The sequence below is a fragment of the Pseudonocardia sp. ZF1 genome (genome assembly GCF_056835605.1).
Genome location: NZ_JAJNBY010000001.1, coordinates 5,427,062 through 5,439,195, shown reverse-complemented (window position 1 = coordinate 5,439,195; position 12,134 = coordinate 5,427,062). Strand labels below are relative to the sequence as shown.

At 75.1% G+C, this 12,134-nt stretch carries 16 protein-coding genes; 4 read left to right on the top strand and 12 right to left on the bottom strand.

Annotated elements, in window-relative coordinates:
- Positions 1-52 precede the first annotated feature (52 nt).
- Positions 53-400, top strand: coding sequence for a hypothetical protein (locus tag ZF1_RS26185; protein ID WP_208822832.1), 348 nt, complete (start codon positions 53-55; stop codon positions 398-400).
- A gap of 326 nt (positions 401-726) precedes the next feature.
- Complete coding sequence (locus ZF1_RS26180) at positions 727-1,122, top strand: hypothetical protein (protein ID WP_476653071.1); 396 nt, start codon at positions 727-729, stop codon at positions 1,120-1,122.
- Between the two features lie 61 nt (positions 1,123-1,183).
- On the opposite strand, the gene ZF1_RS26175 is transcribed toward ZF1_RS26180, so the two are convergent.
- From ZF1_RS26175 to ZF1_RS26160, 4 genes are read right to left on the bottom strand one after another with little or no spacing between them, the layout of a single operon-like run.
- Positions 1,184-1,648: an acyl-CoA thioesterase gene (locus tag ZF1_RS26175; protein WP_482638562.1), complete on the bottom strand. Its 465-nt coding sequence runs from the start codon at positions 1,646-1,648 to the stop codon at positions 1,184-1,186.
- Positions 1,645-2,358 (bottom strand): alpha/beta hydrolase family protein, encoded by a 714-nt coding sequence (locus tag ZF1_RS26170; protein ID WP_482638561.1) that lies wholly within the window; start codon positions 2,356-2,358, stop codon positions 1,645-1,647. The genes ZF1_RS26175 and ZF1_RS26170 overlap by 4 nt, the downstream gene beginning before the upstream one ends.
- A 20-nt stretch (positions 2,359-2,378) precedes the next feature.
- Complete coding sequence (locus ZF1_RS26165) at positions 2,379-4,904, bottom strand: cation-translocating P-type ATPase (RefSeq protein WP_482638560.1); 2,526 nt, start codon at positions 4,902-4,904, stop codon at positions 2,379-2,381.
- Between the two features lie 15 nt (positions 4,905-4,919).
- Positions 4,920-5,486 carry a Chromate resistance protein ChrB gene (locus ZF1_RS26160; RefSeq protein ID WP_357437174.1) on the bottom strand — a complete coding sequence of 189 codons (567 nt, stop codon included), beginning with the start codon at positions 5,484-5,486 and terminating at the stop codon, positions 4,920-4,922.
- A gap of 86 nt (positions 5,487-5,572) precedes the next feature.
- Here ZF1_RS26160 and ZF1_RS26155 point away from each other — a divergent pair, with 86 nt between their 5' ends.
- Both ZF1_RS26155 and ZF1_RS26150 read left to right on the top strand, forming a co-directional pair.
- The gene (locus tag ZF1_RS26155; protein WP_482638559.1) at positions 5,573-6,547 is read left to right on the top strand and encodes an aldo/keto reductase; all 975 of its coding nucleotides are present in this window, start codon (positions 5,573-5,575) and stop codon (positions 6,545-6,547) included.
- Positions 6,548-6,655: 108 nt separating this feature from the next.
- Positions 6,656-7,546: a hypothetical protein gene (locus ZF1_RS26150; RefSeq protein ID WP_482638558.1), complete on the top strand. Its 891-nt coding sequence runs from the start codon at positions 6,656-6,658 to the stop codon at positions 7,544-7,546.
- Between the two features lie 66 nt (positions 7,547-7,612).
- Here ZF1_RS26150 and ZF1_RS26145 read toward each other — a convergent pair whose 3' ends face one another.
- The 8 genes from ZF1_RS26145 to ZF1_RS26110 form a co-directional block, all read right to left on the bottom strand.
- Positions 7,613-8,212, bottom strand: a complete 600-nt coding sequence (locus tag ZF1_RS26145; RefSeq protein ID WP_482638557.1) for an Asp23/Gls24 family envelope stress response protein — start codon at positions 8,210-8,212, stop codon at positions 7,613-7,615.
- Complete coding sequence (locus tag ZF1_RS26140) at positions 8,212-8,757, bottom strand: DUF6286 domain-containing protein (protein ID WP_357437166.1); 546 nt, start codon at positions 8,755-8,757, stop codon at positions 8,212-8,214. The genes ZF1_RS26145 and ZF1_RS26140 overlap by 1 nt, the downstream gene beginning before the upstream one ends.
- On the bottom strand, positions 8,754-9,269 hold the full coding sequence (locus tag ZF1_RS26135; RefSeq protein WP_346102114.1) for an Asp23/Gls24 family envelope stress response protein: 516 nt from the start codon (positions 9,267-9,269) through the stop codon (positions 8,754-8,756). Before ZF1_RS26135 ends, ZF1_RS26140 begins: the two co-directional genes overlap by 4 nt.
- A gap of 5 nt (positions 9,270-9,274) precedes the next feature.
- Positions 9,275-9,487: a hypothetical protein gene (locus ZF1_RS26130; RefSeq protein WP_062398628.1), complete on the bottom strand. Its 213-nt coding sequence runs from the start codon at positions 9,485-9,487 to the stop codon at positions 9,275-9,277.
- 67 nt (positions 9,488-9,554) lie between these two features.
- Positions 9,555-9,956, bottom strand: a complete 402-nt coding sequence (locus ZF1_RS26125; protein WP_357437161.1) for a hypothetical protein — start codon at positions 9,954-9,956, stop codon at positions 9,555-9,557.
- The gene (locus tag ZF1_RS26120) at positions 9,953-10,417 is read right to left on the bottom strand and encodes an Asp23/Gls24 family envelope stress response protein (RefSeq protein ID WP_208822851.1); all 465 of its coding nucleotides are present in this window, start codon (positions 10,415-10,417) and stop codon (positions 9,953-9,955) included. The genes ZF1_RS26125 and ZF1_RS26120 overlap by 4 nt, the downstream gene beginning before the upstream one ends.
- Before the next feature lie 281 nt (positions 10,418-10,698).
- Positions 10,699-11,172 (bottom strand): hypothetical protein, encoded by a 474-nt coding sequence (locus ZF1_RS26115; protein WP_100878979.1) that lies wholly within the window; start codon positions 11,170-11,172, stop codon positions 10,699-10,701.
- On the bottom strand, positions 11,169-12,098 hold the full coding sequence (locus tag ZF1_RS26110) for a class I SAM-dependent methyltransferase (RefSeq protein WP_482638556.1): 930 nt from the start codon (positions 12,096-12,098) through the stop codon (positions 11,169-11,171). Before ZF1_RS26110 ends, ZF1_RS26115 begins: the two co-directional genes overlap by 4 nt.
- Between the last annotated feature and the right edge of the window lie 36 nt (positions 12,099-12,134).

The following is a 12,134-nucleotide window of genomic DNA, read 5'->3' as shown; positions in this document are numbered from 1 at the left end:
GGCCGGCACGTGCCCGGATCCGAATGGATCCGTGACTCACCAGGAGAAGACTGTGCAGAAGAAGAAGGCCGGTTTCGTCGCCGCCGTGTCCGCCGTCGCCCTGATCGGCCTGTCGCCGCTGGCGTTCGCCGGCTCGGACAGCGTCATCGACAAGGACGCCAAGGGCCTCGTCGCGGGTGCCAACGGCAACAACGCCCAGGTCCCGGTCCAGGCGTGCAACAACAACGTGCCGGTCAACGTCCTGGGTGTCCAGGTTCCGGTCGAGGACGCCGCTGCGGGCAACGGCCTGACCGGTGCCGCCGGCATCGCGGGCAAGGGCAAGGCCGTGTCGGGCGACTCCACCACCGACCAGTCCGACACCTGCGGCCAGGAGGCCGGCGCGGGCGACTCGGTCAACTGACCGACTCCTCGTCGCTGACGTGCCCCGGGACCCTCGCGGTCCCGGGGCACGTCCGTGTCCGGGGCAGGGTCGCGTGACCACCCGCCGTGGTCGTCGTCGCCGGTCCCGGCGCCGCTCCGGGCGGTTCGCCCCGATCGCATTCGACCCGATCGTGGGAGTATCCGAACGGAAAGTAATTCGGCCACCCGATGGTGGTAGAAGAATTGTTCGGGCTCTCCCGCGCAGCTAGATTCGCAGCCAGTCGGCACGGGCTCCCCCTTTTGTCAGCGTGCCGTCATGGAACGGGGCCTTCACCACGGCCCTGAGACCTCATCAGGAGAAGAACTGTGCTGAAGAAGGCCGGAATCATCGTCGCGGCGTCCGCCGCGTCCCTGCTCGCCGTCTCCCCGCTGGCCTTCGCCGGCGACTACGCGGGCGACTCCGCCAAGGACGGCAAGCACCACGGCAAGCACGAGTCGGGCCACATCGACAAGGACGCCAAGGGCCTGCTCGCGGGTGGCCTGAACGGCAACAACGTCAACGTGCCGATCCAGGTCTGCAACAACAACGTCCCGGTCAACGTGCTGGGCGTGCAGGCCCCGATCGAGGACGCGAACCTGCTGAGCGGCATCACCGGCGCCCTCGGCCTGGGTGGCAAGGCCAAGGCGGTCTCCGGCGACTCGACCACCGACCAGTCCGACAACTGCGGCCAGACCTCCGGCGCGGGCGACTCGGTCAACTGACCTTCCCGTACCGCGACGTGCCCCGGGACCGTGTGGTCCCGGGGCACCGTCGTGTCCGGGGTCAGCCGCCGGCCCGGCGTGCCTCGCGACGCCGGCGCGCCTCGTCCCGGCGACGGCGCTCGGTGTCGGTCGACGGGACCAGCTCCGGGACCGGCACCGGACGCCGGTGCTCGTCCATCGCGACCATCGTGAAGTAGCAGCTGTTGGCGTGCCGCTGGGTCCGCTCGGTGATGTTCTCCGTGGTGACCCGGATGCCGATCTCCATCGAGCTGCGCCCGGTGTCGTTCACCGACGCCAGGAAGGTCACGAGCTCGCCGATGTAGATCGCTTCGCGGAAGCGGACCCGGTCCACCGAGAGCGTCACGACGTAGGTCCCGGCCCAGCGGCTCGCGCAGGAGAACGCGACCTGGTCGAGCAGCTTCAGGATCGCACCGCCGTGGACGTTGCCGGAGAAGTTCGCCATGTCCGGCGTCATCAGCACGGTCATCGTGAGCTGATGGCGGGGCAGGCCGCCGGGCGCGGTCACGTCGCCGCCGCCAGGATCTCCCGGGTCACCGTCTCCCAGGCCGCCGACAGCGGGTCCACCACCGCGAAGTGGTCGCAGCCGGGCAGCTCGACCAGCCGCACCGACGGGTGCCGGCCGGCGTAGGAGCGGGAGACGCCCAGCGGGACGCGGTCGTCGGCGTCGCCGTGCACGATCGTCACCGGCCCCGGCGGGGGCGGGCCCGCCGCCGGGTCCAGGTCGGTGCGCCCGGCCGCCGGGCCACCGAGGTAGGCGCGGACCGCGCCGTCGCCGAGGTCCTCCGCGTCGGCCAGCGCCAGGTCCGCGACCGGGGCGAGCGGCACCGTCGCCCGCACCAGCGACGGCTCGACGGCCGCGGCGTGCAGCACCAGGTGCCCACCCGCGGAGTGCCCCACCGCGACGACCGGCCCGGCGACGGCGCGGGCGGCCCGCAGACCGGCGAGCACGTCGGCGACCGTCGCGTCCGGGTCACCGGGCACCCGGCGGTACTCCAGCGAGGCCACCGGCAGCCCCAGTGCGTTCAGCGCGGCCGCCGTCGACCGCAGGTGCGTCCGGTCGATCGGAGGCCGCCAGAACCCGCCGTGCACCAGCACGACCAGCGGGCGGCCGGGCCCGCCGTCCGGCCACAGGTCCATGACCTGGTCGGGGTCGTCGTCGATGGCGACGGAGCGGGGCGGCTCGGGGGCCGGGCGGGACAGGACCGATCCGTTCACGACCGGTGGTCTAGCACGGATCACCCCGACGGGCGCCCCGTGGCGGCCCGCCGCCCGGCCTTGCGCAGCTCCAGCACCGCGACCGCGGCCACCGGCACCAGCACCGCCGCCGTCCACTGCGGACCGGTCAGCGGGGTGAGCCGCAGCGTCTCCCGCAGCACCGGCACGGTCGTGACCACCCACACCGCCACGGCGGTCACCACCGTCCACCACGGCAGGAACCGGTTCGCGAACAGCCCCGCCCGCAGCACCGGCGTCCGCTCGGTGCGCATCACCCAGGCCAGCGCCAGGTGCCCGGACAGCCAGCCCACGAACGCGACCGTCTGCGAGGCGGTCACCAGGTACAGCCCGCCGACGGCGACGAACAGCGCCGCCGCCCCCGCGGCGAGGTCGCCGAGCAGGGCCCGGTCCAGGAAGCGTGCACCCGGGTCGCGCGGTGGGCGGGTCATGGCGTCGCGCTCGGCGGGTTCCGCGGCGAAGGTCGCGCTCCCCGCGATGTCCATGAACATCTCCAGCACCACGATCTGGATCGGGGTGAACGGTACGGCCATCCCGGTGAGCACCCCGGCGGCGACGGTCGCGACCAGCCCGGCCTTGCAGGCCAGGTAGTAGGCGACGCCCTTGCGCAGGTTCCCGTGCAGCGTGCGGCCCTCGTTCAGGGCCCGGGTGAGGGTGGAGACGTCGTCGTCGGCCAGGACCAGCCCGGCCGCCTCGCGCGCCACGTCAGTACCCGACGAGCCCATGGCCACGCCGACGTCGGCCCGGGCGAGCGCGGGGGCGTCGTTCACGCCGTCCCCGGTCACCGCCACCACCTCCCCGCCGGCCTGCAGCGCCGTGACCAGGCGCAGCTTGTGCGCGGGCGAGACCCGGGCGAACACCGGCGTCGACGCGACGGCGGCGGCCAGCGTCGCGTCGTCGAGACCGTCGAGGTCGCGGCCGGTCAGCACCGGGTCCGGGTCGATCCCGACCTCCGCGGCGACGGCCCGGGCGCAGGCGGGGTGGTCGCCGGTCACCATCACCACCCGCACCCCGGCCCGCCGCGCGGCGGCGACGGCCTCGGCGGCGCCCGGGCGCGGCGGGTCGGACAGCGCCACGACCCCCGCGAGGACGAGGTCGCGCTCGGCGTCGCCGACGGTCGCCGGGACCTGCGACGCCGGCCTGCTCGCCACCGCGATCACCCGCAGGCCGCGGGCGGCGAGCGCGGCGACCCGGCCCGCGGTCTCCGGCGACGGCGCCGCGCAGCGGGCCAGCACCGACTCCGGCGAGCCGGTGGTCACCACCGTGGCGGTGCCGGACGCGCCGGCGGGCAGGACGACCGTCATCGTCTCCCGGCCGGGGTCGAACGGGAACCGGGCGACCGGTTCGGCGGGCGTCGGCAGGCCCCGGTCGCGGGCCGCGACGAGGAACGCGACGTCGGTCGGGTCACCGGACCAGCCGCCGTCGGGCTCGGGGGCGGTCTCGGTGCAGGCCGCGCCGAGGCCGAGCAGGGTGTCGTCGTCGACGCCCGGGGCCGGTTCGACCTGCGCGACGGTCATCCGGTTGCGGGTGAGCGTGCCGGTCTTGTCGGTGGCGAGCACCGTCACCAGCCCGAGGGCCTCCGCCGCGCGCAGCCGCCGGACCAGCCCGCGCCGCCGCGACAGCCGGTACGCGCCGAGCCCGAGCACCAGGCTGACGATGATCGGCAGCTCCTCCGGGACCGTCGCGAAGGCCAGGGTGAGCCCGGTCAGCACCATCTCCCGCCACGGCCGCCCGGTCAGCACGCCGACCAGCGGGACGAGCACGCTGAACGCGATCGCCAGTGTCGCGAGGCTGCCGGCGAGCTCGCGCATGGCCTGCTGGAGTGCCGTACGGGGCGGCCGCGCGGCGGCGACGAGCCCGGTGAGTGTGCCCAGCTCGGTGGCCGTCCCCGTCGCGACGACGACGCCGCGGGCCCACCCGGCGACGACCGTCGTCCCGGCGAACACCAGGTTCGCCCGCTCGGCCAGCGCGGTGTCGCCGGAGAGCACCCGGGCGGCGTCCTTGGGGGCGGCGACGGGTTCCCCGGTGAGGGTCGACTCGTCGACGCGCAGCCCCCAGGTCTCGACCAGACGCAGGTCGGCGGGCACCCGCGAGCCCGCGGCCAGCGGCACGAGGTCGCCGGGGACGATGTCGTCGACCCCGACCGAGAGGGTGCTGCCGTCACGCACCACCGGCGTCGTCGGGGCGGTGAGCTCGCCGAGCGAGGCGATGACCGACTTCGCGCGGAACTCGGCGAACACCTCGACCCCGACGACCGCCGCGATGATCACGACGACGGCGACGGTGTCGTCGAGCCGCCCCCAGACGCCGTAGAGCACTGCGATCGCCGCGAGCAGCAGCATCATCGGCTCGGTGACCTCGTCGGCGAGCACCCGCAGGAAGGTGACCCGACGCGGGACGACCCACCGGTTGGGGCCGTGCCGCCCCCGCCGCGCCGCGGCCTCGGCGCCGGTGAGGCCCCGCAGCGCGTCCGTACCGAGGCCGTCGACCACGGCCGCACCGGTCGCGGCGTGCGCCCCGCCGCTCACGGGCTGCCCACCGGGTCAGTCCGTACGCGGTGGCAGGTCGGGGGCCACGCCCTCGGCGCGGTAGACGGCGGCGGTGAACGCGTCGAGCGCGTGCCGGCAGCGGTCCAGGAGGGCCTCGGCGTCCTTGCCGCGCTCGTCGGGGAAGAAGTCCCGGGACGAGATCGTGGCCAGCCAGCGGGTGAGCCTCTCCAGGTCCTGCTCGTTCTCCTCCAGCTCGGCGAAGGAGTAGTTGTCCCGCGAGGACTCCTTCTCCAGCTCCGCCAGCAGTGCGTCGCCGCGCTCGGTGAACTCGGCGAACTCCTTGCCGCGCTCGGCGCGGATCCGGGCGACGATGCCGTCGTCGCTGCTTCCGGCGGCGACGTCGAGCGCGTATGCGGTCCCGCCGGACTCGCGGACGTAGGCCGCGAGCCCCTCCAGGAACGTGCGGTGCTCGCCGGTCGCCGGCAGCACCCAGGCGCCGTTCTGCAGGCCGACCGCGCCCGCGGCGCGGGCCCGGCGCCACAGTGTGACCCGGGGGCTCGAGGGGGAGGCGGGCAGTTGCGCGAGCAGCAGGACCCAGCCACCGGGCGGCGCATCGGTCATGCCCGGGGACGGTACCGGCCGGCACCGGCGTGCAACAGGTGTTTCGTCGGGTGCGGCGCCGCCGTTGGGTGCGGCAGGCTGGGGCCATGCCCGCCCCCGCCCACCGTCTCGGCCTCGGCCTGGCCGCGATCGCCCGCCCCGCCTACATCACCTCCGGCCGCGCCGACGAGCTCGGCGACGACCGCGACGTCACCACCCTGCGCGACCGCTCCCGCGCCCTGCTCGACGCCGCGTACGCCGCGGGCGTCCGCTACCTCGACGTCGCCCGCTCCTACGGCCGCGCCGAGGAGTTCCTCGCCGGCTGGCTCGCCGACCGGCCCGGGGTCACCGGCGGTGGGGACCCCGTCGAGATCGGCTCGAAGTGGGGCTACCGCTACGTGGGCGGGTGGCGGACCGACGCCGACACCCACGAGGTCAAGGACCACTCGCTCGACGCCTTCACCGAGCAGTACGCGCTGAGCCGCGAGCTGCTCGGCGACCACCTCGGGACCTACCACGTGCACTCCGCGACGCTCGACACCGGCGTCCTCGACGACGGGCGCGTCCACCGCGCGATGGCTCACCTGCGCGACCGGGGGATCCGGGTCGGCATCTCCACCTCCGGCCCCGCCCAGGGCGACGCGGTGCGCCGGGCGCTGGACGTCCGGGTGGACGGCGAGCCGCTGTTCACCTCGTTCCAGAGCACCTGGAACCCGCTCGAACCCTCGGTGGGCCCGGCGCTGGCCGAGGCCGCCGACGCCGGGGCTCGGGTGATCGTGAAGGAGGTCTTCGCGAACGGCAGGCTCGCCCCGGGCGGTGAGGACGGCACCGAGGGCGCCCGCGCGGCCGCGGCGCTCGCCGCGCGGACCGGGATCGGGCTGGACCGGATCGCCGTCGCCGCGGCGCTGGCGAACCCGTGGGCGTGGCGGGTGCTGCTCGGCCCGGTCGGGACCGACCAGCTCGCCTCGAACCTCGCGGGCGCGGAGCTCACGCTGCCCGCGGACGCGGCCGAGGAGCTCGCCGCGCTGGCCGAACCGGCCGAGCACTACTGGGCCACCCGCTCCGCGCGCCCCTGGAGCTGACCCCGCGTTTCCCGGCGGACATACGCTCGTTTACCTTCCAGCCACCTTGCGGTCGGAGTCGGCGTCGTCCGCCGATGCCGCCCGGCCGCGTGGTGAGGAGGAGGGGACATGACCGCCCAGGACCATCTCGCCCAGGGCCACGGCGCCCAGGGCCGCGGCGCGCACAGCGCCGACGACGACCCGGCCACGGTCGTCATCCCGCGCTACGCCGAGGACGCCGGGGCCGGTCCGCGGCCCGCGGCGGCGCCCGGGGCCGCGAGCCCGGCCCGCGCGGAGCCGTCGCCCGATGCCCAGTCCGCCGCGCCGGGCGCACCGCACCTGGCGCTGCTGCGTCGCGGGCCGGTCGTCGGCACCGCCGCCGCGATCGTCGCCGTGCTGGCGCTGGCCCACTACGGCGCCGCCGTCTACGGCATCGGGCGGCCCGGCTTCGAGATCCCCGCCCCGATCCGGCTGGGCACCGAGCTGAACATCTCGACCTGGTTCAGCTCGGCGATGCACCTGACCAACGCGGCGCTGCTCGCGCTGATCGCGGCGAACTCGGTGCGCCGCGAGCGGTGGCGCTGGATCCTGCTGAGCCTGTCCTGCGCGGTCGTCGCGATGGACGAGACCGCGGCCAACCACGAACAGGTCGGCTGGATCATCCACACCACGTTCGGCACGAGCGGCTTCCTGACCTACGCCTGGATCATCCCGGCCGCGGTGCTCGTCGTCGTCGTCGCGGCGCTGTGCCTGCCGATGGTGCTGCGCCGGCCGGGGGCCTGGCTGGTCGTCGCCGGGGCGGCGGTGTTCCTGCTCGGCGCGGTCGGGCTGGAGTCGGCCGGTGGGGCCCTGTTCGAGCAGACCGGTGACGTGCAGTCCTTCACCTACAACGTCCTGGCCGGCACCGAGGAGACCTTCGAGATGGCCGGTCTGGTCATCGCGATGGCGGGGCTGCTCCGCATGGCGGGCGGCAGCGGCCTGCGGATCGCCGGCGCCGGGTTCGTCGACCGGTCCCGCTGACCCACCCGCACACGACGACGGGGCCCCGGTGATCCGGGGCCCCGTCGTCGTGTGTGCGTGCGGTGCTCAGCCCACCCGCGAGTGCTCCTTCGCCTCGGCCAGGCGCAGCACCAGGTCGGCGCGTCCGGACTCGATGTCCAGTGCGGACCGCAACCGCGGCAGCGCGTGGTCGGTGATCCGGGTGCGCAGCGCGGCGAGGTCGGCACCGTCGTCCGCGGTCACGTCCAGGTGGATCTCCGGACGGCGGCGGTCGCCGACGAGCGCGGCGGCGGCCCGCTGGACGCCGTCGTAGCTCTCGATGTCGGCGGCCAGTGCGTCCGCGGCGTGGTCGGAGTGGATCCGGGTCGTCCCGGCGTCCCGGCCCGCCACCTGTGCGGACGGCAGTGTCCACGCCGAGGTGCGCGGCCTGCGCCGGGCCTGGGCGAGCAGCCAGCGCAGCGCCAGCAGCCCGACCACGACGGCGACGGCGAGCGTCACCCACGGCGCCCACTCGGGCAGCGTGAGACCGGCGGGCAGCAGCGGGACCGACGGGTCGATCCCGGGGAGCACCTGGCGCAGGACGCCGGTGCCGAACAGCAGCCCGAACACGCCCGCGGCGAGCAGGACGAGGCCGATCAGGAACAGCAGGGTCCGGTTGAGCCGGGCCGGTGGGGTCGCGCTGGCCATCACGCCTCCTGCTGCTTCGTGCCGGTCACGGACACCGTGACCCTGGGGCTGCGTGCCGGTCCGACGGCGTCGAGCCGCTGCGCGACCGCACTGCGGACCCGGTCACGCAGGTCCGCACGCTCGCCGAACGCGGCGTGCGCGGTGACGGCGGCGCGGCGCCCGGTGCTCTTCACCGACGCCTTGGTGACGCCGTCGACGCCGGTGGCGGCGTCGGCCAGCGCCCGGTTGAGGCTGCGCCGGGTGATCCCGGAGTCGAGGTGCTCGGCTCCGCCCGCCGGGGTCAGCGGGAACACGGTCGGGGTGCCCGGCCGCAGTGCGACCACGACGAGCACCAGCCCGACCAGCGCCACCAGACCGGACACGACGAGTACGGGCACGTCGGCTCCGGTGAACCCGGCGACGGTGGACCCCAGCACGCCGAAGTCGACGATCGGCTGCTGTCCGAGGAGCAGCTGTACGACCGCGACGGCGACGACGACGCAGAGCGCGAGCAGGACCAGCGCCACGATGCCCGCGGCGAGGGACTTGCGGGGGCGGCGGATCATTCGAGCTCCCTCGCGGCCGGCCGGGCGGCGCCCGGGACGGTGAGTGCGGTGACGACGACGTCGACCCGCGCGACGGACAACCCGGTCAGCGCCTCGACCTGCCGCACGACGTGCGCGCGGGCGCGGTCGCAGACCGCGGCCACCGGGGACGGGTAGGCGACCGAGATCCGCGCGTCGATCCGGGTCGACTGCCCGGAGACGGTCGCCTCGACGCGGGGGTGGCCGCCGGAGTCGTCGCGGCCGAGCATCCGCCCGACCGTGCCGGTGGTGCCACCGACACCCTCGGTCTCCTCCAGGGCCCCGAGCGCGATCTTCTGCACGACCTGGTCGGCGACGTCGATCCGGCCGCGGTCCTCCGGGGCCGTGCCGCCGGAGCCGTCGGCACCCGCGGAGCCGGTACCGGTGTCGATCGTGCGGGTCGGGGTGTCGTCCGGCGGGGGAGGGGCGAGGCGGGTGGCCCGGATCGTGTCCGGGTCGCCGGTCGCCGTCCCCGCCGGCTCGACGGTGCTCACCGGGTTCACCGGACCTTGTCGCGGCCGCGCCCGGACAGCCCCGACCGCTCGGAGAGCTCGGACAGGTCGAGGTCGCCGTCGAGCCAGCGGCCGACGGCGAGGCCGATCGCGCCGAGGATCAGGGCGAGGACGAACCCGCCGAAGCCGCCGACGATGCCGGCGATGGCCAGGAGGAGACCGGCGATCAGGCCGATCTGGGTGTTGGTGGACAGGGACATCACAGTCACGTCCTTCGAGACGAGGAGGTACCGGACGTCCGGGGATGTGGGCGGGCGTCCGGGCGGGTCAGGGGGTGGCCGCGGGAGGGACCGGGAGCTCGCCGGTGGCGGGTGCCGAGTCCGACGGCCGGATCGGCGTCGACTCGGTGGGGCCGGCGTAGTCGCCGACCACCACGTCCACCCGCGCGCCCCCGACGACCGGGAGCAGCGCGGTGCGGACCTGGCGGTCGATCTCGGCCACGGAGGCCGGGTAGCGGCCGACCACGTGTACCTCGACGGCCGGGGCCGTGGGGTCCACGCGGATGCCGCTCACCCGGCGTCCGGGCAGGTAGGTGGCGATCTCACCGAACCGGCCGCCGTGCAGCTGTGCGACGCCGGGGCAACCCAGCACCGCGTCGGCGATCCGGTCGGTGTCGACCGCACCCGCGGCGACGATCCCGTCGCCGTCCGCGGCGACGCGGGCGCTCACGCCACCCGCGAGGTGGACTCGATCTTCTTCGGCTCCTCGTCCTTGCCGTCGTCCTCGGACGGCAGGTGGACGTCGTCGACCGAGATGTTGACCTCGACGACCTCGAGTCCGGTCATCCGCTCCAGGGCGGAGATGACGTTGCGGCGGACGGCCTTCGCCAGGTCGGCGATGGAGACGCCGTACTCGACGACGACGTTGATGTCGACGGCGGCCTGCTTCTCGCCGACCTCGACCGACACACCCTGCGAGGCGTTGGTGGTGCCACCCGGGATGCGCTCGCGCAGCGCGCCGAACGCGCGGGCCGCGCCGCCGCCGAGGGCGTAGATGCCGCTGACCTCGCGGGCCGCCAGACCGGCGATCTTCGAGACGACCGTCTCGGCGATGCGGGTGCTGCCGTGCTCGGACTGCAGGGCGGACGGGGTGCCGGTGACGGCGGGGGCCTTGGTCTCGGTGGTGCTCATGTGCGCCTCCAGGTCGTGGCCCGGTATCGGGCCTCACAGTGGTCCGGATCGGGGGGCCGGTTCGTTCCGGTTGTGCCCCGTCGATCCGCTCGACACACATAGGAGGTCCGGGGGTGGCGCATCCTCACGCACGACTTCGCGTGGTCGTCGTCACACTGCGGTCGGAGCTAGGGGTCGCTGATCTGGGCGGGAACCCTGTGACCTGCGACGGGAGGTCCGCGCAGGGGGTCCCGGCCCGCTGGTTTGCGATCACCCGATCAGATGATCATCGGACGTGGCACTCAGCCGGGCGGGAGGCCGATCGTCCAGCCGGTGACATCGCGCAGTGCCACCTGCCAGCAGGCCGGCTCGACGTAGTTCGGCCCGCCGGCGGCGGTCGGGACCACGAGCGCGTCGGTGAAGTAGATCCAGTGGATGTCCTTCACCGGGATGTCCCGGCCGGGGTGCTCGTCGCCGCGGCCGTCGGCCATGTCGTCGAACATGTCGGCCATCGACGCCGCGGACTCGTTGCCCGGGTCGCCCGCGGTGAGCCGGCGCAGCTGGTCCCCGAGTCCGCGCAGCCAGGCCGAGGGGTGCACGGCGTTGCCGAACACGAGCCCGGCCGGTGTGGCGACGGTGAGCGGGACGCTGTTGCGCTCGTCGCGGTAGGCGATCGACAGCACCGCCTGCAGGTAGCTCGGTGCGCTCAGCTCGGGGATCGTGACCACGCGCTGAGCGTCGGCCATCCCGGCGGGTCCGTCGGCGTCGACCGTCATGGCTCCGGACGGTAACCAGGAACCGCCCGGTCACGACAGGTCCACGTCGACCTGACGAGAACGACCGGACGGCCCAGCGGGCGCACCGCCACCCGGCCCAGCCGACCCCTCAGGAACGGCGTGCGCGCGCTGCGACGCCCGGCTCCGGTCGGCGCGGGGACGGCACCGCGACGTCGGGGCCGGACCACGACGTCGAACCGGGCCCCGGCGCCGTCGGGACCGACGCCGTCGACGGTCTCGTGCGCCCGGACCGTCAGCCCGCGGGCGGCCGCCGCGGCGGCGAGCGCCTCGTGCACCCGGTCGGCCGTCCCGGCCTGTCCGAACGCTCCGCGGTAGTGGTAGGCGAGCAGCATCCCGCCCGGCCGGAGGCGGTCCAGCAGGGCGGCCAGGCCGACCTGCAGCGTGACCGTCTCCCAGTAGTAGAGGACGTCGGAGCAGACGATCAGGTCGAAGGCGCCCTCGGGCATCTCGTGCGGGAGCGTGCGGCGGACGAAGGTCCCCGACGGCACCCGGGCGGCGGCCCGCTGGACCGCGGCGGAGCAGATGTCGACCCCGAGCAGCGCCGCGGTGTGCCCGGCGAGGCGGACCGACAGGTCACCCTCGCCGCAGCCGACCTCCAGCACCCGGTCGAAGCGGCGGCCGGCGAGCGCATCCATGACGGTGCCGTACTTCTGCTGCTCGTAGGCCGACAGCCCGATCGAGTACGGGTCCGGGCTGCGGTAGAGCCGGTCGTGCGTGCGCCGGCCCCAGCCCGGCTGCCACAGCCAGGTCTGGCCGGTCCAGCGCGGGTCGCGCTCGTCGCGGCCGAGCCGGGCCAGGCCACGCACCGGGACCGCGGCGGCACGCGCGCCGCCGCTCAGGGAGAGCCGCGCGATCCGCCGGGCGTGGTCGATCGGCGTGCGACGGGCGGGTCGGCTCGCGGCCATCGGGCGCTCCCGGGGACGGACGGGTGATACGTCCGG